Raw genomic sequence first — 22,569 nt, 5'->3', positions numbered from 1 at the left:
TCGAACTCCGTCGTCAGTCGCGCGCTAAAAGGCGCGGGGCAAGCTCTTTAAGAGCGCGACGATAAACCTCGCGCTTGAATGTCACCACCTGGCCCAACGGGTACCAATAGCTGACCCAACGCCAGCCATCGAACTCCGGTTTACCGGTCAAATCCATCCGCACCCGCTGCTCATTGGAGATCAGGCGCAGGAGAAACCATTTCTGTTTCTGGCCGATGCACAGCGGTTGGCTGTGGGTACGCACCAGGCGTTGCGGCAAACGATAGCGCAACCAGCCACGGGTGCAGGCCAGAATTTGCACATCTTCACGCTCAAGGCCGACTTCTTCATTCAACTCACGGTACAAGGCGTCTTCAGGGGTTTCGTCGGGGTTGATCCCACCTTGAGGAAACTGCCAGGCATCTTGGTTGATTCGGCGAGCCCATAGCACCTGTCCGGCATCATTCGTAAGAATAATCCCGACATTAGGACGGAAACCATCGGGGTCGATCACGGCAACAACCTCGCAAACGCATGTCGCCGCATTGTTCCACAAAGGTTGATGAAGCGGCAACGAGGCTTCTTACCTTATGTGCACTCTTGTGAAAAGACCGTATTCTGGACGCCTTTTTACAGACTTTTCAGCGAGTAACTGCAATGCGCCTGGCTTTATTCGACTTGGACAACACCCTTCTCGGCGGTGACAGCGATCACGCGTGGGGCGATTACCTGTGCGCCCGTGGGATTCTCGACCCGGTGGCCTACAAGGCCCGCAACGACGCGTTCTACCAGGACTACCTGGCCGGCAAGCTGGACAATGCCGCCTACCTGAACTTCAGCCTGGAAATCCTCGGCCGTACCGAAATGGCCCAGCTGGAGCAGTGGCACCAAGACTTTATGCGCGACTGCATCGACCCGCTGATGCTGCCGCTGGCCGAGGAACTGCTGGCCAAACACCGCGCCGCCGGCGACAAGCTGGTGATCATCACCGCCACCAACCGTTTCGTCACCGCGCCGATTGCCGCACGCCTGGGCGTTGAAACCCTGATCGCCACCGAGTGCGAGATCGACAATGGCCGCTACACCGGGCGCAGCACCGACGTGCCGTGCTTTCGTGAAGGCAAGGTGACGCGCTTGAACCGTTGGCTGGAAGAAACCGGATATAGCCTGCAAGACAGCTACTTCTACAGCGACTCGATGAATGATTTGCCGCTGCTGGAGCAAGTGACCCATCCGGTGGCGGTGGACCCGGACCCGAATCTTCGTGCCGAGGCCGAGAAGCGCGGCTGGCCAGTAATCACACTCCGCAGCTGAGAATGCTATCGGGGGCAAGCCCCCTCCCACATTTGGACCGTGTTCACAAATCAAGGGTGGGAGGGGGCTTGCTCCCGATGCAGGCAGCTCGGTCTAAAAGCCCTAAATGGGTTTGGCGCCCATCAGCCCGGCAATCGCCACAAACCCCACCAGGCTGATCACCGCCAGCACCAGGGTGAAATTCAGGCTGCCGCCCTCGCCTTTGCGCAGACGATTAAGCCGCGCCACCAGCCAGAACCAGGCCAGCGCCGCCACGGTATAGAGGATGCTGGAGCCCAGAATCCAGGTCTGCCCCAACGGCCAGCCGATCAGGTGCACCAGCCACCAGCCGCTGAACGGCATGCTCACCAGGCAAATCCCCATCAGCAGCCAGACAAACGCCCACGGGCGTTGCACGGTCACCGCCGGGCCGGCGCTGCGCTTGCGCCAGGCCAATACCGCCAACCCGAGGCCGCTGAGCAGCAGCAACACGGTAGCGGTGATGTGGATAACCTTGAGAGTGGTCAGCGTTTCCATGGTCTCGATTCCTTAAAGGCCGCTCTGTCAGCGTAGTCGCTCAACCGAGGAACAGTTGGTAGGCCGGGTTTTCGCTTTCATCCCAGTACGGATAACCGATCTCAGCCAACGCCGCAGGCACCAGGTGGCGCTCATCCGCCGGCACTTGCAGGCCGGCGACCACGCGGCCGTCAGCCGCGCCGTGGTTGCGGTAGTGGAACATCGAGATATTCCAGCGCCCGCCCAGCTTGTTGAGAAAGTTGAACAACGCTCCCGGACGCTCCGGGAACTCGAAGCGAAACACCAGCTCATCGCTGACTTTGGCGGCGTGCCCGCCGACCATGTGGCGTATGTGCAACTTGGCCAGTTCGTTTTCAGTCAGGTCCAGCACCGGGAAACCCTGCTCGGTGAGGCTGGCGATCAACGCGCTGCGCGGGTCGTTGTCCGGGTGGGTCTGCACACCGACGAAGATGTGCGCCTCGCTGCCGGAATGGTAGCGGTAGTTGAATTCGGTGATCTGGCGCTTGCCCACGGCTTCGCAGAACGCCTTGAAGCTGCCCGGTTGCTCGGGAATGGTCACGGCGATGATGGCTTCGCGGCCTTCACCCAGTTCGGCGCGCTCGGCCACATGGCGCAGGCGGTCGAAGTTGACGTTGGCGCCGGAGTCGATGGCCACCAGGGTCTGCCCGCTGACACCTCGGGTTTCCACATATTTCTTGATGCCCGCCACGCCCAATGCGCCCGCCGGCTCGGTAATGGAGCGAGTGTCGTCGTAGATATCCTTGATCGCCGCGCAGATTTCATCGGTGCTGACGGTGATCACTTCATCCACATAGTCTTTGCAGATATCGAAGGTGTGCTGGCCGATCTGCGCCACCGCCACGCCATCGGCAAAGATGCCGACGGTTGGCAGCACCACGCGCTCCCCTGCGGCCATGGCCGCCTGCAGGCAGTTTGAATCGTCCGGCTCGACGCCGATGATCTTGATTTCGGGGCGCAGGTATTTCACGTACGCCGCGATACCCGCGATCAACCCGCCGCCGCCCACCGGGACGAAAATCGCATCCAAAGGCCCCGGGTGCTGGCGCAGGATCTCCATCGCCACGGTGCCCTGCCCGGCAATGGTGTGGGGATCATCATAGGGGTGAATGTAGACGTAGCCTTTTTCGTCGACCAGCTTGAGCGAATAAGCCAGCGCTTCCGGGAAGGAGTCACCATGCAGCACCACCTTGCCGCCACGGGAGCGCACGCCTTCGACCTTGATCTCCGGGGTGGTCTTGGGCATCACGATGGTGGCCTTGACCCCCAGCACCTTGGCCGCCAGCGCCAGGCCCTGGGCGTGGTTGCCGGCAGACGCGGTGACTACGCCACGCGCACGCTCCTCGGCCGATAGCTGGGTCAGCTTGTTGTAGGCGCCGCGAATCTTGAACGAGAACACCGGCTGCAAGTCTTCACGCTTGAGCCAGACCTTGTTGCCCAACCGCTCGGAGAGCTGGCGGGCGGTCTGCAAGGGGGTTTCTACGGCAACGTCGTAAACGCGCGAGGTGAGAATTTTTTTGACGTAGTGTTCAAGCATCGGCGGGTATCTACTTCGCGAATTGGGCAGGGTCAAGGAGTCTAACCCAGCGTTTGGCCGGGCGACCACACGAATACCGAGGTTTTGTTGGGTTATACTCGCGCCCCTCGATAACTCCCCGCCCGTTCCGGAGCCCGCATGACCCAGGATCAACTCAAACAGGCAGTGGCCCAGGCCGCCGTCGATTTAATCCTTCCTAAACTCGACGATAAAAGCATCGTCGGTGTCGGCACCGGCTCCACTGCCAACTGCTTCATCGACGCGCTGGCCCTGCACAAGGGCGCGTTCGACGGCGCCGTCGCCAGCTCCGAAGCCACCGCCGCGCGCCTCAAGGGCCATGGCATTCCGGTGTACGAGCTCAACACCGTGAGCGACCTGGAGTTCTATGTCGACGGTGCCGATGAAAGCGACGCACACCTGAACCTGATCAAGGGCGGCGGCGCAGCCCTGACCCGCGAGAAGATCGTCGCGGCCGTGGCCAAGACCTTTATCTGCATCGCCGACGCCAGCAAGCTGGTACCGGTACTCGGCGCGTTCCCGCTGCCGGTGGAAGTGATTCCGATGGCGCGCAGCCACGTGGCTCGCGAGCTGGTGAAGCTGGGCGGCGACCCGGTGTACCGTGAAGGTGTGTTGACCGACAACGGCAATATCATCCTCGACGTGTTCAACCTGCAGATCACCAACCCGGTGGAGCTTGAGACTCAGATCAACGCCATCGTCGGCGTAGTCACCAACGGCCTGTTCGCTGCGCGCCCGGCGGACGTGCTGCTGCTGGGCACTGCCGAAGGCGTCCAGACCCTCAAGGCCTGACAACACCGCAACTCCAATGTGGGAGGGGGCTTGCTCCCGATAGCGGTGGGTCAGTCGATAAACTGCTGACTGGCACACCCTCATCGGGAGCAAGCCCCCTCCCACAAGTTATTCATCGTCCGTTCTATCGCTTAACTGACTGGCATTAGGGCTTGCCCCCCTCCCACATGGAGTGTCAGAAGTTAGGTTTTTTTGAACACGTAGAACAGGTTCGGCTCGCTGACCAGGTACAACGTACCCGTGTCATCCATGGCGATCCCTTCGGCCTGCGGCACCCGCTTTGTCAGGCCATGGCGCCCGCTGAGCAATGACAGACTGCTCAACGGGCGACCGTCGATATCCAGCTCCAACACCAGGAACGACTCATCCGACAGCGCCAGCAGATGGCCGCTGCGCTCGTCGTATTGCAGGCTCGACAGGTCGCGCACAAACATCCCCGCATCACGCTTGGGGTTATTGATCACGTGTACCGAGTAGGTTTTTTCCGGTTGAAAATGGGGAAAGCCGCGCACCTCGTAGATCAGCATCGGGTCGCGCTCTTTGGCCACGAACAGGCGCTTGCCCACCGAATCGTAGGCCAGCCCTTCAAACCCTTTGTTACTGCCGCTGTGCACGCCCAACGTCATCTGCTCCGCATCGGCGGCGTCGAGAAACTGGGTGTCGTCGTTCACATGTACTTTGATCAGCCGCTGTTGGCGCTCATCGCTGATCACGTAGATGTTGTCGCTGATGAACTCCACCGCCTCGGCATCGCCAAATCCGATCAGCGGGATACGCCGCACAATCACGCCGTCCAGGGACAGTTCGATCAACTCGGGGTTTTTATTGGTCACCGTGAACAGGCTTTTACGCACCGGATCATAGGTGAGCGCCGAGACATCATCATCGAGCCCTTCGATGACCTTGGCCTCAAGGGTGACGCGGTAATCGGCCAGGCCAATGGAGCGCTCGTCAGCCGGATGACGCCACGTCTGGAGGTTGAACCAGGCCCGCTCTAACAAGCGAAAGTGCTGCGCGACCAGCCCGGTACAAACCAGGCCGGCCAGCAAGAGCAAGAACAACGCGGGTCTGGGACGGGCAAGTCGACGCATCAGGGAGTCTATTTCTGCTTTTCGAAGCGATAGAACAGGTTCGGCTCACTGACGATATACACCGTACCGTCCTCATCCATCGTGACACCTTCCGCACGCGGGATGGTGTGCTTGAGGCCGTTGAAGCCACCGAGCAGGGTCATGAAGCTGACTTGTTTGCCCTTTTCATCCAACTCCAGGAGCAGGTGGGAGTCCGCCGACAGCACCAGCATGTGGCCGGTACGCGGGTCAATCGCCAGGGCGGACAGGTTGCGCATGTCCAACTCGGTGCTGGCAAGCTTTTGCTTGTCGCCCGTCAAGGTGTTGCCATCGGATTTCCAGGTAAACAACGCCGGTGGGCGCTCTTCGCCGAGTACGATCTGCTGGTTGCGCTTGTCCCAGGTGACACCCTCAAAGGCTTTGTTCTGATCCTTGGACGGCCCCAGGTCATAGCTGGTGAAATCTGCTTTGTTCAGTTGGGTGGTGACGGCATCGACCTTGACGACGGTCAGGCTGTGGTCGCGTTCGTCAACCACCGCCATCAGGCCATTTTCCATCACCGTCACGCCTTCCGGGTTGCTCCAGCCATTGAGCGGCATCTTGCGCAGCACATCGCCCTGCAGGCTTAACTCGACGAGGAAGGCGTTCTTGCCCATGACCGAGAACAGGGTTTTGGTCTGCGGATTGTAGGAGACATCCGAAGCCTCATCTTTTTCCATGCCGGGCAGCAACTTGGCGTCAATCACCGCACGGTAGTCAGGCAGCCATACGCTGGCCTGACGCTCGAACGGCGTCTCGAAGCGTTCGGCAACCCACAACACGCCCCGATCATCCCAATGCATCGCCCAGGCGACGCCATAGATGATCGTGCCGGCCAAAAACAGCCAGGAATACCAGCGCAGGGCAAAGCGTGAGCGAAGCTTGGGTTTCGACGAGGGGAGAGACACGGCCATTGAGCGCTTTCCAGAAAGACAGCTAAAGGGGATAGCACAGGATCAGAAAACCCGCGCGCAGGAAGCTACGGATTATCCGGATGGCGTGTGAAAAAAATGCAAAACCTTTACTGCTGCGGCGAGTGAGAGGGCCGGATGTGTCGCCAAGAAGCGAGCTCGCTCCTTGGCGGCACATCCGCAGGCAATCAGCGAACGCTGCTTTCGAACTGGCTCACGCCCGGCAACTCCAGCACCAACTCATCACCCACGTTCAGTGGCCCCACGCCGGCCGGGGTGCCGGTGAGGATCACGTCGCCGGCCTGCAGCGAGAAACAGCCGGCCATGTGCTGGATCATCGGAATGATCGGGTTGAGCATTTGCGAACTGTTGCCGTCCTGACGCACTTCACCGTTGATGGTCAGGCGGATACCGATATCGGTCACGTCCGGGAAGGTGCTGCCGACCACGAATGGTGCAATCACCGCCGCGCCGTCAAAGGACTTGGCGATTTCCCACGGCAGGCCCTTGGCTTTCAGCTCGGCTTGCTTGTCGCGCAAGGTCAGGTCCAGGGCCGGGGCGAAGCCGGAGATCGCGTCGAGCACTTCTTCGCGGCTGGGCTTGTTCGACAGCGGTTTGCCGATCAGCACCGCGATCTCCGCTTCGTAATGCACCGAACCGCGTTCGGTCGGAATGCTGAAACCGCCTTCCAGCGGCACCACGCAGCTGCCCGGCTTGATGAACAGCAACGGCTCGGTCGGCACCGGGTTATCCAGCTCCTTGGCATGTTCAGCGTAGTTGCGCCCAATACACACCACTTTACCCAGCGGAAAGTGGATGTTGGTGCCGTCGACATACTTGTGCTGATAGCTCATGAAACGACTCCTTCGGGGCGGTTAAACAGCGAAGATTTTGCCAGGGTTCATGATCCCGTTCGGGTCGAACACCGCCTTCACTGCTTTCATGTATTCGATCTCAACCGGCGAGCGGCTGTAAGTCAGGTAATCACGCTTGGTCATGCCCACGCCGTGCTCGGCGGAGATCGAGCCGTTGTATTTCTGGACGGTTTCGAACACCCACTTGTTCACGGTAGCGCACTTGGCAAAGAACTCATCCTTGCTCAGGTTTTCCGGCTTGAGGATATTCAGGTGCAGGTTGCCGTCGCCGATGTGGCCAAACCAGACAATTTCGAAATCCGGATAATGTTCGCCGACGATTGCGTCAATTTCCTGCAGGAACGCCGGTACTTTGGAGACAGTGACCGAAATATCGTTTTTGTACGGCGTCCAGTGGGAAATGGTTTCGGAGATGTACTCGCGCAGTTTCCACAGGTTGTGCAGCTGGGTTTCGCTCTGGCTCATCACGCCGTCCAGCACCCAGCCCTGCTCGACGCAGTGCTCGAAGGTTTCCAGGGCGTGGTTGGCGACTTCTTCGGTCGTCGCTTCGAACTCCAGCAGCGCGTAGAACGGGCACTCGGTTTCGAACGGCGCCGGCACGTCGCCGCGCCCCAGGACTTTGGCCAGGGCCTTGTCGGAGAAGAACTCGAACGCGGTCAGGTCCAGCTTGCTCTGGAACGCATGCAATACCGGCATGATCGAGTCGAAATCGGTGGTACCCAGCACCATCGCGGTGAGGTTCTTCGGCGCACGGTCCAGGCGCATGGTGGCTTCGACCACGAAGCCCAGGGTGCCTTCAGCGCCGATGAACAGCTGACGCATGTCGTAGCCGGTGGCGTTCTTGATCAGGTCGCGGTTCAGTTCCAGCACATCACCCTTGCCGGTGACCACTTTCATGCCGGCGACCCAGTTGCGGGTCATGCCGTAGCGAATTACCTTGATCCCGCCGGCATTGGTGCCGATATTGCCGCCAATCTGGCTGGAACCGGATGAAGCGAAGTCCACCGGATAGTACAGGCCCTGTTCTTCGGCTGCGTTCTGCAACTGCTTGGTAACCACGCCCGGCTGGCACACGGCGGTACGGTCGGTGAGGTTCACGTCGAGGATCTGGTTCATATAGTCGAACGACACCACCACTTCGCCATTTGCCGCCACCGCTGCCGCCGACAGGCCGGTACGACCGCCGGACGGCACCAGCGCCACCTTGTGCGTGTTGGCCCAGCGGACGATGGCTTGCACCTGCTCGATGGTCTTGGGGAAGACGATGGCGGTAGGCGCAGGGGCGAAGTGCTTGGTCCAATCCTTGCCGTAAGCCTCCAGGGAGTCTGCATCGGTCAGCACTTTGCCGGGCTCAACCAGGGTCTTCAGCTCATCAATCAGGGCAGGATGGGTCATCGACAGAACTCTCGAACAATTCATGGTCATCCTGAGAACGCTTCACGTCGCAGGAATGAGTGTTAGCGGGGCGCGTATGCTAGCATACCGCCCCCGCAGGACAGAGCCCAAGGGCGTTTCTGCGGTGACGGCTTTCCTGCCGTCCGGGTCAGCTTGCGCTGCTCGACTCCCTGCCATTTTTCTCCGGGATACAGGTTTACGCAGATGAGCAAGACTTCTCTCGATAAGAGCAAGATCAAGTTCCTTCTTCTGGAAGGCGTCCACCCATCGGCTGTCGACGTTCTGAAAGCCGCCGGGTACACCAGCATTGAGTACATCACCAGTTCTCTGCCGGAAGCCCAGCTCAAGGAAAAGATCGCCGACGCGCACTTTATCGGCATTCGCTCCCGCACTCAGCTGACCGAAGAGATCTTCGATCACGCCAAGAAACTCGTGGCGGTCGGCTGTTTCTGCATCGGCACCAACCAGGTCGACCTCAACGCAGCGCGCGAGCGCGGCATCGCGGTGTTCAACGCACCGTACTCCAATACCCGTTCCGTGGCGGAACTGGTGCTGGCCGAGGCCATCCTGCTGTTGCGCGGTATTCCTGAGAAGAACGCATCCTGCCACCGTGGCGGCTGGATCAAGAGCGCGGCCAACTCCTTCGAAATCCGCGGCAAGAAGCTGGGTATCGTCGGTTACGGCTCGATCGGCACTCAGCTGTCGGTCCTGGCTGAAGGCTTGGGGATGCAGGTGTTCTTCTACGACACCCTGACCAAGCTGCCGTTGGGCAATGCCACCCAAGTGGGCAGCCTGACCGAGTTGCTGGGCATGTCCGACATCGTGACCCTGCATGTTCCGGAAACCGCCGAAACCCAGTGGATGATCGGCGAGAAGGAAATCCGTGCCATCAAGAAAGGCGGCATCCTGATCAACGCCGCACGCGGCACCGTGGTCGAACTGGATGCCCTGGCTGCTGCGATCAAGGACAAGCACCTGATCGGCGCCGCCATCGATGTGTTCCCGGTAGAGCCTCGCTCCAACGATGACATCTTCGAAAGCCCGCTGCGCGGCCTGGACAACGTGATCCTGACCCCGCACATCGGTGGTTCCACCGCTGAAGCCCAAGCCAACATCGGCCTGGAAGTGTCGGAGAAGCTGGTCAAGTACAGCGACAACGGTACATCCGTATCGTCGGTGAACTTCCCGGAAGTGGCCCTGCCGGCTCACCCTGGCAAGCACCGTCTGCTGCACATCCACCAGAACATCCCTGGCGTGCTGATGGAGATCAACAAGGTCTTCGCAGAGAACGGCATCAACATCTCCGGTCAGTTCCTGCAGACCAACGAGAAGGTCGGTTACGTGGTGATCGACGTCGACGCCGAGTACTCGGACCTGGCGCAAGAGAAGTTGCAGCACATCAAGGGCACGATTCGTAGCCGCGTTCTGTTCTAAGAACCCGCGCCTACCAATAAAAATGGGAGACCCGCAGGGGTCTCCCATTTTTTTGTCTGAACAAATCTTATTTGACGTTAACCGTGATCACTTTCGAGGCTACAGTCGGGTTGAACTGCATATGCAGTTTGTCGCCGGCCACCAATTGCAAGGTGTGCTTGCCTGGGGTGAGGGTCAATTCGGTCTCGGTCTGGGCCTTGCCGTAGTGGATCACGGTGTCGGTGGCCGGGATCGGTACGCTGGCGTCAGGCAGCTCTTTCTGGTCAACCAGCAGATGGTGGTGGCCGGTGCCCGGGGTCTGGTCAGTGGCCGGCGCGAGCTTCAAGCCTTCCATGCCGAATTTGACGGTAAAGGTTTTATCCACAGTGGCGCCATCTTTGGGCGACACGATAAACACTTTGGCACCTTCAGGTGGCGCGCTACGCGGGATGCCATCGGCGGCGGTGGCCAACATCGAGGCACCCAGCAACAGGCTGGCAATCGTTGCACGGGCGGATGTTGCTCGGACTGATAGGGCTTTCATTCGCTTCTCCAGTTTCTGCAGGAAATCTGTTGGGTTATGACAACTTCGCGACAAATTGCTGTCCAAGGCACTCAACACAATAGCAAAGCGATGCTGGACGGTGCCTCGTACAGCTCAATTCCTTAGGAGCGACCATGCGCTTTTCGCCTGGCCTTGTACTTTTACTGCCTCTTTTGAGCCCCTTGGCTCATGCCGAACTGATCGACGATGTGTTTGATCGCGGCGAACTGCGCATCGCAGTGCAAGCCAACACCCCGCCATTCAACTTCAAGGACGACAATAAGCTAACCGGCTTTGAAGTGGAGTTGGGTGAAGAATTGGCCAAGGAACTGGACGTGCGCCCCTCCTTTATCACCACCGATGACAGCGACCTGCTACCAGGCGTTGAAACCGGCAAATATGACGTGGCCATCAACCATATCGCTATGACTGCGCAGTTGCAGGATCGGTTCGATTTCAGCGAGGCTTACCTGGAAAAGCCGGAGCTGGCGATTCCGTTTCAGAAGGGCAACCCGGCGTTCAAGACCAGCCTGGACAGGGCGCTGCAGCAGATCAAGGCCGATGGCCGCTTGAAAGCGCTCTCGCATAAGTGGTTCAAGGACCAACCGCCTGCAATTGCGCCAATGCCTGAGCCGCTTCAGGCAACTCCTGCTCACTGAACACCAACACCCCATGGCGCTTGAGCAGCGCCGCAGTCACGCCCTCGCCGCTCACCTTGACGGCACTGAAGGTGCCGTCATAGATCAGCCGGTTGCCACAGGATGGGCTGTTGGCCTTGAGGATGGCAATGCGGATACCGTGGCGCTGCGCCAATGCCAACGCCTGGCGGGCGCCCTCGACGAAGGCGCCGCTGAAGTCTTCGCCCTCGGCGGTCAGCACTCGGGCACGCCCATCCCATACATCGATGCCCTGCCCACCCGCAATCTCGGCGGGTGGGCGTGGCGTCGGCAAGCCACCCGCCACCTCCGGGCAGATCGCGACCACACGCCCCTCGGCCTGCCACTGCGTCAATAGGTCGAACGTGCCACTGGCGCCACCGTCGTAGCGCACCTTGTGCCCAAGCAGGCAACGGCTGACGAGAATTTTTTCCATGTTTAAAACGGCTCGTTGCCCCGTCGACGAAACCAGCCGGTCAAGGACAAGCGCTCACGCGTGGCGGGCAGCACTTCGTGAGGGACTTCACCCGAGAGGAACACTACCAGGCAACCGCCGGTGGGCTGCACATCGTATTCCACGCCATCCTTGAGGTACATGCGCAGCTGGCCGCCATGCTCAGGCAACCAGGCGTCGTTCAAATAGACCACTGCCGACACCGTTCGCCGGTCATCATCGCGAAAACGGTCCAGATGCTTGAGATAAAACGCACCCGGCGGGTACATCGCGAAGTGGCTTTCGAAGTCTTCAAGGCCCAGGAACAGATGGCGGTTCATGGCCAGCCGCAGGCTGTCCATCAACCCCATGTAGGTCTCGCACACCGGCGCGTCGCCCTCTTCCAGCCACTGGATATGGTCACCGCGAATCCCCTCGCGGATTTCCTGGGCCGGCCCGCGCCCGACAGCGGCAGGCGCCAGCTCACCTTCGGCCGCACGTTTACGGCACTCGGCCGCCAGCTCCAGGGTCAGAGCCTGGGGCAGGAAGCCATTTTGCTGCGACCAGCCTTTTTCGGCCAGGTCGTCGACGATACGTTGCAGCAGCGGGTGATCGAGGGATATTTGCATGGCGCGCATAGTATCCATACGCCTGTGAATTCGACAGAGCCGCCGAGCGTCTGAATACACTTTAGTCAGGTGACTGATAGGACTTCTCGACAAATCCTACGCCTGACACGGACAATAGTGGCCGACTGACAGGAGTCCCTATGCGTCGTTTGTTTTTTTCCGTGCTGATGTTCTGCGTTTTGCCCGCCTGGGCAGACAGCCATGACCAGTTGTACAAGGTCGCCGGCTGGGCCGAACAACGTGCGCACTTCAATGACGCCCTCAGTGCCGCCCAACAACGCTACCGCAATAGCCTGCCGCCGGCGGTGTACCAGGCGCTGGTGGACAACAGCAACAAACGCTTTGCCGCCCAGGCCATGGACCAGCGCGCCGAAGCGCAATTGCGCCAGCACCTGGCAGACCCGAAGCCCGCGCTGGCGTTTTTTCAGTCGCCCCTGGGCCGCAAGATTGTCGACGCCGAACTGCTCGCCACCCGCCGCGACCAGTTGGCGAAAAACGCCCAGGGCTTGCCGCACATGGAAGCCGATGCAACCCGCAGCCTGATCATCGGCCACCTGGCCCAGGCCCTGCCGGCGCGCGAAGCTGGCGCGGAAGTCAGCCTGGCGATTGCCGGTGTCGCGGCTGACAGTTTGAGCCAGATGATTCCCGGCCTGCTGGGCGGAGGCCAGGCCCAGGGCATGTTGAATGGGCAGCGCGAGCGCCTGATGCGGCAGATTGGCAATGACTTGAACAACACGCTGTTGTACGTCTATCGGAACCTGTCCGACCCAGAGTTGGAAGAGTTCGCGACATTTGCCGAGTCGCCGGAGGGTAAGGCGTATTACCAGGCTGCCCTTGCCGCCATCCGCGCAGGGCTTGCAGTCGGGCAAAGCACCTCCAGCCTGTCGCAATAACCCATGTGGGAGGGAGCAAGCCCCCTCCCACTGTTGGATTGTGCTACTTCAGATGCTCCGTGAGGAAACTGAAGTATTGCCGGCGAATCTCTGGAATTTCATTGGCCAGATGATGCCGGCCACGCGGCAGCATCAACACCTCAGGCTGATCGAACTTGCCCCGCAGCACCTGCAAGTTGTGCTGCCAGTCCACCGTCATATCCTCCTCGCCTTGCACGATCACTGGCCGCCGTGGGCTGCGCGGCGCGGCTTCGATGCGCTTGATCCAGCTCGCCAACGCGCCGACCCACGCCGTGGGCAGTTGGCGGGGTTGCAACGGGTCGGCTTCCAGGAACGGTTTGAAATCCGGGTCGTGGGTGTTCTCGCTGAACCGGCGGGCGATGCCTTTTACAAACGGGCGCAGCAGGTAATAGCTGACCTGCGACCAGCCCCAGGCGCGCGGCCGCACCAAGGGCGACAGCAGGAAGGTCTTGCCTTGGGCCGGGCTGTCGACGCCCTGGTTGAGCAAGTGGTCGACCACCACTGCACCGCCGGTGCTTTGCCCGAACAGGTGCCAGGGTTGCGGCAGTTGCAGGGTTTGAGCCTGGGCGAACAGCGCCTGCACCACCGCCTGGTACACCGCAAAATCATCGATGCTGGCACGGGCGCCACTGGACAAGCCATGGCCCGGCAAATCGCAGGCGATCACCACAAACCCCTGGTCCAGCGCCCAATCCACAACGTGGCGGTACAGTCCCATATGGTCGTAGAAGCCATGGAACATGAACATCGTCGCCACCGGCTGTGCCGGCCACCACACCTGCGCCACCACTTGGAAGCCTTGCACCTCGAAGCGCCCCAGGCGACTCACCGCCGGCACTTTGCGCGCAGGCAGGTCCAGCCCGTAGAAACGCTGGTAGACCCGGGCCTCCACAGAAAGCGGCTGCGCATCCACCAGGGGCCGCAAGCTTTCGCGTAGATGATCGGGGTCAAAAGTGACGGGCATAAAGGCTTCCAGACTGAGGGTGAAGATGAATATCGACCTGCGATATTCATCTGTCAGAGCAAGCATGGCAAGCTACGCGACCTCCGAGGATAGATCCGAATGCGACAGCACCTGCGCACTGCCCTGTTCGCCAGCCTGATTCTGGCCATTTGCACCGGTGTGCTGTGGACGGCCTATGACTGGTTCCAGGGCCGCTACCTGCGCGCCTTCAGCGAACACACGGCGGTGTTCTCCGGCGACACTCTGCGCCTGCCCGCCGAACTCGCGGGCCCGGGGCCGATCCGCCTGGTGCACTTCTGGGACCCGGCGTGCCCGTGCAACGTGGGTAACCAGCAGCATCTGGGCGAGCTGATCGAGCAGTACGCGCCTCAGGGCGTGGAGTTTTATGCCCTGCAAAAGGCCGGCAGCCACGGTCAACTGCCCGACAACCTGAACAGGATGAAAACGCTTGCCGCCCTGCCCGGCGCCGATCAGGTGCCGGCGACACCTGCCGTGGGTATCTGGGACCGCACGGGCAAGCTCGCGTATTTCGGCCCCTACAGTGAAGGGCTGACCTGTAATTCCAGTAACAGCTTTATCGAACCGATCTTGAAAGCCCTCGAGGCCGGGCGCGAAGTTGACGCCACCCACACCCTGGCGGTGGGCTGCTATTGCCAGTGGAGCAAGACATCAAACTGAACACAGGCTGTTCGACCGGCAAACTCCAGTCACCCCGGCGACAGGCTACTGTATCGTACGTTTTCGGCAGGATTGTAAGCATAGGAACACATGAGCCAATTAACCATTATCCTCTGGATACTCAACGTCATCGTCGATACATCCGGCCAGTTGGCGTTCAAGGCAGCGGCTTCAGCCAGCGCCGAGCATGACGGCCTGGCCCACTGGAAACACATGCTCAAGCGGCCATGGATCTGGATTGGCGTTCTCTGCTATGTCTTCGAATTCGTGTTGTGGCTGGCGTTCCTGACATTGGTGCCGTTGTCGGTCGGCGTGATGCTGGGTTCCATCAACATTGTGGTGATCATGATTGCCGGTCGCTTCCTGTTCAAGGAAAGCCTGAGCAAATGGCGGTTGATCGGCATCATGCTGATCGCCTGTGGCGTGACCGTCGTGGGGTTTGAATAATGAAACGCTTTTATATCCTGGGTTTTCTCGCGCTGATCATTTTCGACACCTTGGCGCAGGTCAGCTTCAAGTTCGCCTCGGTGCATGCAGAACCCCTGACGATGGACACCGCCTGGCTGATACGCGTATTTGGCGCCCCATGGATCTACGGCGCCTTCGTGGGTTATATCGGCGCGTTCTTCACCTGGATGACCTTGCTCAAATACGCCCCGGTGGGCCCGGCTTTTGCGGCCTCTCACCTGGAACTGATCAGCGTCACGCTGATTTCCGTGTGGCTGTTCGATGACAGCCTGACCCTGCCGAAAATCGTCGGCGGCGCGTTGATCATTGCCGGCATTCTGTGCCTGGCACGCAGTGAAGACGAAGCCGGAAAAGTCATCGGTGCCGGTCGCTCCGAGACGCTTGCCTGATGATGCCTCGCGAGATTCCGCCCACCGCAGGGCTGCCCCTGCGCTGGCGGGACCTGCTCGGCCTCTCGGGCGACCTGGCCCCTGCCCTGGCCCGTCAACTGTCGATTCCGCTGCCGGCGCTGACGTGCTCCGGGACCGCTGCACTGGTGATCGCCCTAAGGGTTTTGCAACGGCGCATGCCGGGCCGTACCCGGCTCATCGTGCCGGCCTATACCTGCCCGCTGGTCGCCTTGGCCGCCCATTACTGCCCACCGTTGCAGGTGGTGCCCTGTGATTTGCAACCCGACAGCATCGACCTGGACGAACAGCACCTGGTGCAGTTGTGCGACGAAACTACCCTGGCGGTGGTGGTCACCCATCTGGCCGGACGCGTGGCTGATGTCGGAACCGCCAAGCGCATTGCCGGCGCCATCGGCGCAGCGGTCATCGAAGATGCCGCGCAAGCCATGGGTGCGCTGGACGATGGGCAGAGCGTCGGGCTCAAAGGCGACGTGGGCTTTTTCAGCATGGCGCTGGGTAAAGGCCTGACGACGGCAGAAGGCGGAGTATTGTTCAGCCGCGACCCGGTGTTGCATCAAGCGCTGCATCGCCAATCTCGCCAGGACCTGCCCTTCAGCCTGCGCTGGGAGTTGCAGCGCAGCGCCGAGCTGTGGGGATACGCCCTGCTTTATCGGCCGTACGGCTTGTATTACGTGTATGGCAAGGCCTTGCGCAAGGCGCTGGCGCAAGGCGATGAAGTCGCCGCCGTGGGTGATGATTTTTCGGTCAACGACATTCCGCTGCATGCCCTGGGTGGCTATCGCCGCAGGGTCGGCGCGGCGGCGCTGGCTCGCTTGCCCGATCACCTGCAACAAGGCCGCACCCGCGCGCTGCGCCGTGCCGCACGCTTGAATGCCTTGCCCGGTGTCTCGGTCATCCTGGACCGGCCCGGGCAGCAAGGCACCTGGCCTTTTCTGATGGTGGTGATGCCCTCGGCACAGGCCCGGGATACGGCGATGGCGCAGCTCTGGACCGCGGGGCTGGGCGTGACGCGCCTGTTCATTCACACCTTGCCGGATTACCCCGACGTGGCCCCCTTGCTGGTGCCTGGCAGCCCGCTCCCCCAAGCCCAGGCTTTCGCCCGCCGCACCCTGTCGATCAGCAACAGCCATTGGCTGACCGACGAACACTTCGAACAGGTCCTCGCCCAGCTGAAGGTTATCGTTTCCAACCCTGATTGATGCGCGCGACCAAGCGACCATTCAACGCGTTCTGCTGCTGTTGCCAGATCTGCACCTGCGCCTCAGGCAGTTCTTCCTGACCATCGGACGCACTCAACCAGCGCTTGAATTTGCTTTCATAGTGGTAGGCCGAGACGTCACCCGTGACGTCCGCGCCAATGATCTGGCCTTGGCAGGCGTCGATCAGGTCATTCAAATGCTGCTCCAGGAACTCACCCTGGTCCCAGTTGGTGTTCACCACCTGGGGGCTCAGCACATCTTTGTCGATGGACAGATAAACCGGCAGCGAACGATCAAGCTGCGCCAGGAACGTACGCATCAACTCATCCGGATGGCCGAACGCACGATTGCTCGGTCCGGCGCCGATCCAGTTCATCCAGCGCGTATCGACGTTGACGTTCCAGTAGGTCAACTTGCGCTTGAGCAGTGGCGACCAGTGATTCTCCCAGGCGTGGCCCAAGGCAATGTCCTGCGAACCGATCCCCAGCACATGCACATGCTCGACCTGAGGCAGACGGCTGGCCCAATACACCCACGAACCGCAGTGGATGCCGAACGGGTAGCGCATGTTGTCGGGGTGGTTGTCGCAGATGATCAGTTGGTACTTCTGCTGCGCGGGCAGGCGGTTCAACAGGAGCTGGCTGAGATGGTGATAGTCGCCGCTGCCGGTAAACACGCAACCGTAATCGCTGGGCATCTGCGCGTGCAGGGCGGTTTCCAGTTCCTTGAACTGGGCCCAACGGCAGCCGAAGCGGATTTTCTCCTGCCAGGCCTGCAGCGGTAAGGTGATCGCGCCAGCAATGTCACTGACGGCACCATCGAAATCGAGAATCAGCGGTGCTCGGTCCAGGCTCATGCGGTGTGCTCCTGGTGCCATTGGTTGTCGCTTTCAAAATGATGACGCAAGCGGTTGCCCAGCTTGCGCAACAACGGGTTGCGCACCCAGACCAAGTGGCGCGTGAAGGTGAAGTCGGCACCGAGGTTGGCCTTGACCTGCGGGTCGGTCCAGCCCGCCACATAAAACTTCAGCCCATTCGCCACTGCGTACTCCAGGTTCACGAACCAGCTGACGAAGTACAGGTTGAACTCCAGCGCCTGCGGGTAATTGAGCCCGATGTACTTGTCGAGCAGCTTGTCGCCCTCCACGTAGCACAGGTTGTAGCCGATCAGTTCGTCGCAGTGCCAGTAGCAGAACACGCGCCCGTCAGTACCGGCGTCCCTGAGCAAGCCGGTGAAGAACTCCGGCGTGAGCAGGTCAAAATGGATCTCGCTCTGGTCGTACACCGCCTTGTACAACCCGTACAACTGCGTCAGCCAGGCATCATCGTTGAAGCGCTCATCGCCGGTGTCGAGGATTTCTACGCGCAACGCTTCGCGGCTGCGCAGTTTGCGTCGGATATTACGCCGACGGCTGTGGGACAAGCGCCCAAGGTATTCGTCGAGGGTGGTGAAGTTGATCGGCACATAAGCCAGTGCCTGGCCCTCGAGGCTGATGAAACCACGCCGCGTGCACTCATCGATCAAGGCTTGCGCGTAGCGGTTGTCGGCCTCGCTGAGCAGCGGGGAGTCGTGAGGCACGTCTTTGACGATGGTGAGTTTGCGCTGCGGGACGCATTCCTCTTGCAGCCACTGCGCAAGCTCCTGGGGCGATACGCCCTGGGGGAACGGCGCATATTCACTGACCGTGGTGCCCACAAAGCAGCTGTCGATACGCAACCATGAATGCCACAAGGCATAGCCTGGCCAGCCGCGCACACGCTTCACGAAGTCCTCGTCGGCAGTGGTCAACAGGTCGAATGGCGTGAAGAAGTACGGCAACCCCTGGTCGGACAGCCGGGCGTCAAAGCCTGCCGGCGGATGCTGCAAAAAGCGGCTGATCAGCGATTGCGCTTCCAGGCTGCAGGCGTAGGTCACGTCTGAAGGGCTGGGAACTGGCTTGGGTTGCGTGGCGCAGGTCATGAAAAAAGGCTCAAGGACGACGGGCGCAATAGTAGCTCATCGGCAGCGCTGGCCGCTTGAACCTTGGCTGTCACAACGGCGCGTCAGCATTTCCCTCAGTCGCCACCAAACCGATTAGACTCCGTTGACCTCCCAGGTGACTGACTCAAGGACCGTCCATGAAACGCAGCCTGACCGTGCTTGCCCTACTGATTACCGCCCTCCTGGCCGGCGCCGGCTGGTATGTCTACAGCAAGCAACCCACGCGTCAGGGCACGGTCATGCTCAACCATCTGCAAGGCTCCGTCACGGTGCGTTACGACGACCGTGGCGTGCCGCACATTCGCGCCGAGAACGAGGCCGACCTGTATCGCGCCCTGGGCTATGTGCATGCCCAGGACCGCCTGTTCCAGATGGAGATCATGCGGCGCCTGGCCCGTGGCGAGCTGGCCGAGGTGCTGGGCCCCAAGTTGCTGGAAACCGATAAACTGTTCCGCAGCCTGCGTATTCGTGAACGGGCCTTGAGCTACGTGGAACACATCGACCACGACTCGAGCGCCTGGAAAGCCCTTCAAGCTTATCTGGACGGGATCAACCAATATCAGGACAGCCACGCCAGCCCCATGGAGTTCGATGTGCTGGGCATCACCAAGCGGCCCTTTACACCCGAAGACACCATCAGCGTCGCCGGGTACATGGCCTACAGTTTTGCCGTCGCGTTTCGTACCGAACCTGTGCTGACTTATGTACGCGACCAGCTGGGTAGCGATTACCTGAAAGTCTTCGACCTGGACTGGCAACCCAAGGGCGCGCTCAACCTGGCCGCCGGCGACTGGAAAAGCCTCGGCGCCCTCGCCGCCCTGAGTGACAGGGCCTTGGCCGATAACGGCCTGCCGCAGTTCGAGGGCAGCAACGCCTGGGCCATCAGCGGCAGCCGCACCCAAAGCGGCAAACCGTTGCTGGCAGGTGACCCGCATATCCGCTTCTCGGTGCCGTCGGTGTGGTACGAGGCGCAACTGTCGGCGCCGGGCTTTGAGCTGTACGGCTACCACAACGCGCTGGTGCCGGTGGCGTTCCTGGGGCACAACCTGGATTTCGGCTGGAGCCTGACCATGTTCCAGAACGACGATCTCGACCTGATCGCCGAAAAGGTCAACCCGGATAACCCCAACCAGGTCTGGTACCACGGCCAATGGACCGACCTGACCAGCAGCGAACAGCAGATTGCCGTCAAAGGCCAGGAGCCGGTCATCCTGACGCTGCGCAGCTCGCCCCACGGTCCGATCATCAATGATGTACTCGGCGAAAATGCCGGCAAGACGCCGATTGCCATGTGGTGGGCGTTCCTCGACACCGAAAACCCGATCCTCGAAGGCTTCTACGAACTCAACCGTGCCGACACCCTGACCAAGGCCCGTGCGGCAGCCGCCAAGGTGTCGGCCCCCGGGCTGAATATCGTGTGGGCAAATGCCAAGGGCGATATCGGTTGGTGGGCCGCAGCGCAATTGCCGATCCGCCCGGCTGGGGTCAACCCGGCATTCATCCTCGACGGTAGCACCGCCCAGGCCGACAAGCTGGGCTTCTACCCGTTCAGCGCCAACCCTCAGGAAGAGAATCCGGCGCGTGGTTATGTGGTGTCGGCCAATGCCCAGCCGGCCTCACCCACCGGCATGGAAATCCCCGGCTATTACAACCTGGCCGACCGTGGGCAGCAGTTGAATACACAATTGAGCGACAACAGCGTGAAGTGGGACGTGAACAACAGCCAGGCCTTGCAGCTGGGCACCACCACCGCCTACGGCCCACGGTTGCTGGCGCCGTTGCTGCCGGTGTTGCGTGACGTCGTCAAGGATCCGGCCCAGTTGAAACTGGTGGAACAGCTTGCAAACTGGAAGGGTGACTACCCGCTGGGCTCCACCAGCGCCACGCTGTTCAACCAGTTCCTGTTCAACCTCACCGACGCCACCTTCCACCCGAAGCTGGGCGACGCCCTGTTCAAGACCCTGCTCACCACCCGGATGATCGACGCCGCATTGCCCCGCCTGGCCGCTTCAGCGGATTCGCCGTGGTGGAACGGCACGCGTGCCGACACCGTCAAGCTCGCCTGGGACAATAGCCTGGCGCACCTCAAGGCCACGCTCGGCGATGACCCCGGCCAGTGGCAGTGGGGCAAAGCGCACACCTTGACCCACGGGCACCCGCTGGGCATGCAGAAGCCATTGGACAAGCTCTTCAACGTCGGCCCGTTCCCCGCCCCCGGCACCCACGAGGTACCGAACAACCAATCGGCGATGATCGGCCCCGCGCCCTGGCCGGTGACCTACGGCCCGTCGACCCGCCGCCTGATCGACTTCGCCGACCCGGCCCACGCCTTGACCATCAACCCGGTGGGGCAAAGCGGCGTGCCGTTTGATCGACACTATAGTGATCAGGCGCAAACCTACATCGAAGGAGGGTATGAACAGGCACATTTCAGTGATGAGGAAGTCACGGCCAATACCCGTGGCACCCTGAAACTATTGCCCGCCCGATAACTCGATCAATATGGGAGGGGGCTTGCTCCCGATAGCAGTGTCTCAGTAGCAGATGAGCTGACTGACACACGGCTATCGGGAGCAAGCCCCCTCCCACACTTGGATCTGCGTTGTATCAGCGACTACTGTGCCCGCATCCGCCCTGGCGCTTCGCCGTAGGTTTCCTTGGATTTCTTGCTGAACGCCGCCTGGAACTGGTAGCCCACTTGCGCGGCGATATCCATCAGGCTCAGGCGCGACTGGCGCAGCAGGTTGAATGCCAGCTCCATACGCTGCGCGCCCTGGAAGCCTACGACACGCTCAAACCGGCGCCGCAAAGTTAAGCCGGAACTGTTGCGGGGTCACGCCCAGCCGGCGATTGAATACACTGCGCATGTGCTGGGCATCGCGAAAGCCACACTGGTAGGCCACGGTCTTGAGCGGTGCGCAGCTGCTTTCGAGCATCACCCGCGCCGCATCCACCCGGGCTCGCTCGACAAACTCAGCCGGCGTTATCCGTGCTTCACGGGCAAATACCCGGGAGAAATTGCGTGCACTCATATTGGCCGCCTTGGCCAGATCGGCGATGGTCAAATCCCCCGTCAGGTTCGCCAACACGTACAACTGCACCAGCGCCACCGCCGAGGTGTCTTCGGCGTGGGGCGTGAGGAACGGGCTGAACTGCGACTGCCCACCGGAACGCTGGGTGAACACCACCAGACGCTTGGCCACGCTCAGCGCGACTTCCGGGCCATGGTCCTGGGCCAACAGGTACAGCGACAAGTCGATGCCTGCGGTCACACCCGCCGACGTGTAGAGGTTGCCGTCCTGTGCGTAGAGGCGATCGGCATCGACCTGGGCTGTAGGGCACAGACGCACCAGATCTGCGGCGTCGTTCCAGTGGGTGGTGACGGTTTTTCCATCCAGCAGGCCAGCGCGGGCCAGCAGGAAGGCGCCGTTGCAGATCGAACCGAAGCGTTGTGCTCTCTGTGTTGCACCGCGTAGCCAGTCATCGAAGGGGGCACCGAAATCCTCGAAGGGCAATTGCGGGCCGCCAGCGACCAGCAGTAAGTCGTAGGGTTCAAGGGCTTCGCGGTAATGCCGATGGGCCTGTAGTGACAAGCCGTTGGAGGCCGCCATCGTGCCGTGGCCAAGGCCGATGACTTCCAGCTGATAATGGTCCTGCGGCGGCAAAAAGCGGTTGGCCTCGCAAAACACATCCATCGGCCCCGTCACATCCAGCGACTGGACGCCGGGAAAGATCAGAATGGCAACGGTTTTTTGCATGAGTAAACCTTATCTCTGGACTGGCGCGAAACCCTGTGGGAGCCGGGCTTGCCTGCGAT

General features: G+C 60.9%; 24 protein-coding genes and 1 pseudogene. 10 read left to right on the top strand and 15 right to left on the bottom strand.

The features are described from left to right. Positions 1-13 precede the first annotated feature (13 nt). On the bottom strand, positions 14-493 hold the full coding sequence (locus DK870_RS10940; RefSeq protein WP_003176750.1) for an RNA pyrophosphohydrolase: 480 nt from the start codon (positions 491-493) through the stop codon (positions 14-16). Between the two features lie 143 nt (positions 494-636). Here DK870_RS10940 and DK870_RS10935 point away from each other — a divergent pair, with 143 nt between their 5' ends. Further along, complete coding sequence (locus DK870_RS10935) at positions 637-1,293, top strand: HAD family phosphatase (RefSeq protein ID WP_161548632.1); 657 nt, start codon at positions 637-639, stop codon at positions 1,291-1,293. A 102-nt stretch (positions 1,294-1,395) separates the two neighbouring features. Here DK870_RS10935 and DK870_RS10930 read toward each other — a convergent pair whose 3' ends face one another. After that, positions 1,396-1,809 (bottom strand): DUF2269 family protein, encoded by a 414-nt coding sequence (locus DK870_RS10930; RefSeq protein ID WP_090368149.1) that lies wholly within the window; start codon positions 1,807-1,809, stop codon positions 1,396-1,398. Positions 1,810-1,849: 40 nt separating this feature from the next. Then, positions 1,850-3,364 carry a threonine ammonia-lyase, biosynthetic gene (ilvA, locus tag DK870_RS10925; protein ID WP_090368147.1) on the bottom strand — a complete coding sequence of 505 codons (1,515 nt, stop codon included), beginning with the start codon at positions 3,362-3,364 and terminating at the stop codon, positions 1,850-1,852. A gap of 138 nt (positions 3,365-3,502) precedes the next feature. Between ilvA and rpiA the strand changes: the two genes are divergently transcribed. Further along, a complete protein-coding gene (rpiA, locus tag DK870_RS10920; RefSeq protein ID WP_060753514.1) occupies positions 3,503-4,174 on the top strand; it encodes a ribose-5-phosphate isomerase RpiA in 672 nt (223 codons plus the stop codon). A gap of 182 nt (positions 4,175-4,356) precedes the next feature. On the opposite strand, the gene DK870_RS10915 is transcribed toward rpiA, so the two are convergent. The 4 genes from DK870_RS10915 to DK870_RS10900 form a co-directional block, all read right to left on the bottom strand. Further along, positions 4,357-5,265 (bottom strand): SdiA-regulated domain-containing protein, encoded by a 909-nt coding sequence (locus tag DK870_RS10915; protein ID WP_161548631.1) that lies wholly within the window; start codon positions 5,263-5,265, stop codon positions 4,357-4,359. 8 nt (positions 5,266-5,273) lie between these two features. Further along, a complete protein-coding gene (locus DK870_RS10910) occupies positions 5,274-6,197 on the bottom strand; it encodes an SdiA-regulated domain-containing protein (protein WP_104994958.1) in 924 nt (307 codons plus the stop codon). Between the two features lie 185 nt (positions 6,198-6,382). Beyond that, positions 6,383-7,048 (bottom strand): fumarylacetoacetate hydrolase family protein, encoded by a 666-nt coding sequence (locus DK870_RS10905; protein WP_090368141.1) that lies wholly within the window; start codon positions 7,046-7,048, stop codon positions 6,383-6,385. 21 nt (positions 7,049-7,069) lie between these two features. After that, complete coding sequence (locus DK870_RS10900) at positions 7,070-8,464, bottom strand: FAD-binding oxidoreductase (protein ID WP_090368139.1); 1,395 nt, start codon at positions 8,462-8,464, stop codon at positions 7,070-7,072. Between the two features lie 204 nt (positions 8,465-8,668). Between DK870_RS10900 and serA the strand changes: the two genes are divergently transcribed. After that, positions 8,669-9,898 carry a phosphoglycerate dehydrogenase gene (serA, locus tag DK870_RS10895; protein WP_060753519.1) on the top strand — a complete coding sequence of 410 codons (1,230 nt, stop codon included), beginning with the start codon at positions 8,669-8,671 and terminating at the stop codon, positions 9,896-9,898. 67 nt (positions 9,899-9,965) lie between these two features. On the opposite strand, the gene DK870_RS10890 is transcribed toward serA, so the two are convergent. Beyond that, entirely contained in the window at positions 9,966-10,421 is a 456-nt protein-coding gene (locus DK870_RS10890; protein WP_060753520.1) for a DUF4399 domain-containing protein, read from the bottom strand. A 134-nt stretch (positions 10,422-10,555) separates the two neighbouring features. Between DK870_RS10890 and DK870_RS10885 the strand changes: the two genes are divergently transcribed. Continuing rightward, on the top strand, positions 10,556-11,080 hold the full coding sequence (locus DK870_RS10885; RefSeq protein WP_060753521.1) for a transporter substrate-binding domain-containing protein: 525 nt from the start codon (positions 10,556-10,558) through the stop codon (positions 11,078-11,080). On the opposite strand, the gene DK870_RS10880 is transcribed toward DK870_RS10885, so the two are convergent. Further along, positions 11,016-11,513: a DUF523 domain-containing protein gene (locus tag DK870_RS10880; protein WP_161548630.1), complete on the bottom strand. Its 498-nt coding sequence runs from the start codon at positions 11,511-11,513 to the stop codon at positions 11,016-11,018. The genes DK870_RS10885 and DK870_RS10880 overlap by 65 nt on opposite strands. 2 nt (positions 11,514-11,515) lie before the next feature. After that, positions 11,516-12,148: a 2OG-Fe(II) oxygenase gene (locus DK870_RS10875; protein ID WP_161548629.1), complete on the bottom strand. Its 633-nt coding sequence runs from the start codon at positions 12,146-12,148 to the stop codon at positions 11,516-11,518. 131 nt (positions 12,149-12,279) lie between these two features. Between DK870_RS10875 and DK870_RS10870 the strand changes: the two genes are divergently transcribed. Next, a complete protein-coding gene (locus tag DK870_RS10870; protein WP_090368135.1) occupies positions 12,280-13,032 on the top strand; it encodes a DUF2059 domain-containing protein in 753 nt (250 codons plus the stop codon). Positions 13,033-13,075: 43 nt separating this feature from the next. Here the strand turns inward: DK870_RS10870 and DK870_RS10865 are convergent, their stop codons facing one another. Beyond that, a complete protein-coding gene (locus DK870_RS10865) occupies positions 13,076-14,017 on the bottom strand; it encodes an alpha/beta hydrolase (protein ID WP_104994961.1) in 942 nt (313 codons plus the stop codon). A 99-nt stretch (positions 14,018-14,116) separates the two neighbouring features. On the opposite strand from DK870_RS10865, the gene DK870_RS10860 reads away from it, so the two are divergent. The 4 genes from DK870_RS10860 (at position 14,117) to DK870_RS10845 (ending at position 16,772) form a co-directional block, all read left to right on the top strand. Continuing rightward, positions 14,117-14,695 (top strand): DUF6436 domain-containing protein, encoded by a 579-nt coding sequence (locus tag DK870_RS10860; protein ID WP_104994962.1) that lies wholly within the window; start codon positions 14,117-14,119, stop codon positions 14,693-14,695. 90 nt (positions 14,696-14,785) lie between these two features. Further along, entirely contained in the window at positions 14,786-15,142 is a 357-nt protein-coding gene (locus DK870_RS10855; RefSeq protein WP_060753527.1) for an EamA family transporter, read from the top strand. Next, on the top strand, positions 15,142-15,552 hold the full coding sequence (locus tag DK870_RS10850; protein WP_090368126.1) for a multidrug efflux SMR transporter: 411 nt from the start codon (positions 15,142-15,144) through the stop codon (positions 15,550-15,552). Before DK870_RS10855 ends, DK870_RS10850 begins: the two co-directional genes overlap by 1 nt. Next, positions 15,552-16,772: a DegT/DnrJ/EryC1/StrS family aminotransferase gene (locus DK870_RS10845; RefSeq protein ID WP_161548628.1), complete on the top strand. Its 1,221-nt coding sequence runs from the start codon at positions 15,552-15,554 to the stop codon at positions 16,770-16,772. Before DK870_RS10850 ends, DK870_RS10845 begins: the two co-directional genes overlap by 1 nt. Here DK870_RS10845 and DK870_RS10840 read toward each other — a convergent pair. Together DK870_RS10840 and DK870_RS10835 are read right to left on the bottom strand one after the other, a co-directional pair. Then, positions 16,750-17,628: a hypothetical protein gene (locus DK870_RS10840; RefSeq protein WP_161548627.1), complete on the bottom strand. Its 879-nt coding sequence runs from the start codon at positions 17,626-17,628 to the stop codon at positions 16,750-16,752. The two genes, DK870_RS10845 and DK870_RS10840, sit on opposite strands and share 23 nt — an antisense overlap. Beyond that, positions 17,625-18,731: a GNAT family N-acetyltransferase gene (locus tag DK870_RS10835; protein WP_161548626.1), complete on the bottom strand. Its 1,107-nt coding sequence runs from the start codon at positions 18,729-18,731 to the stop codon at positions 17,625-17,627. Before DK870_RS10835 ends, DK870_RS10840 begins: the two co-directional genes overlap by 4 nt. 158 nt (positions 18,732-18,889) lie before the next feature. Between DK870_RS10835 and DK870_RS10830 the strand changes: the two genes are divergently transcribed. After that, complete coding sequence (locus DK870_RS10830; protein ID WP_161548625.1) at positions 18,890-21,244, top strand: penicillin acylase family protein; 2,355 nt, start codon at positions 18,890-18,892, stop codon at positions 21,242-21,244. A 122-nt stretch (positions 21,245-21,366) separates the two neighbouring features. Here DK870_RS10830 and DK870_RS10825 read toward each other — a convergent pair. Continuing rightward, a pseudogene (locus DK870_RS10825) lies at positions 21,367-21,573 on the bottom strand (helix-turn-helix domain-containing protein); the annotation flags it as partial. Next, positions 21,545-22,510, bottom strand: coding sequence for a GlxA family transcriptional regulator (locus tag DK870_RS10820; RefSeq protein WP_161548624.1), 966 nt, complete (start codon positions 22,508-22,510; stop codon positions 21,545-21,547). The gene DK870_RS10820 and the pseudogene DK870_RS10825, both read right to left, overlap by 29 nt. Positions 22,511-22,569 lie beyond the last annotated feature (59 nt).

Source organism: Pseudomonas sp. Q1 (assembly GCF_009935975.1).
Lineage (GTDB): Bacteria > Pseudomonadota > Gammaproteobacteria > Pseudomonadales > Pseudomonadaceae > Aquipseudomonas > Aquipseudomonas palleroniana.
The sequence above is the reverse complement of the archived record's forward strand: the minus strand, read 5'-3'. Positions and strand labels throughout refer to the sequence as shown.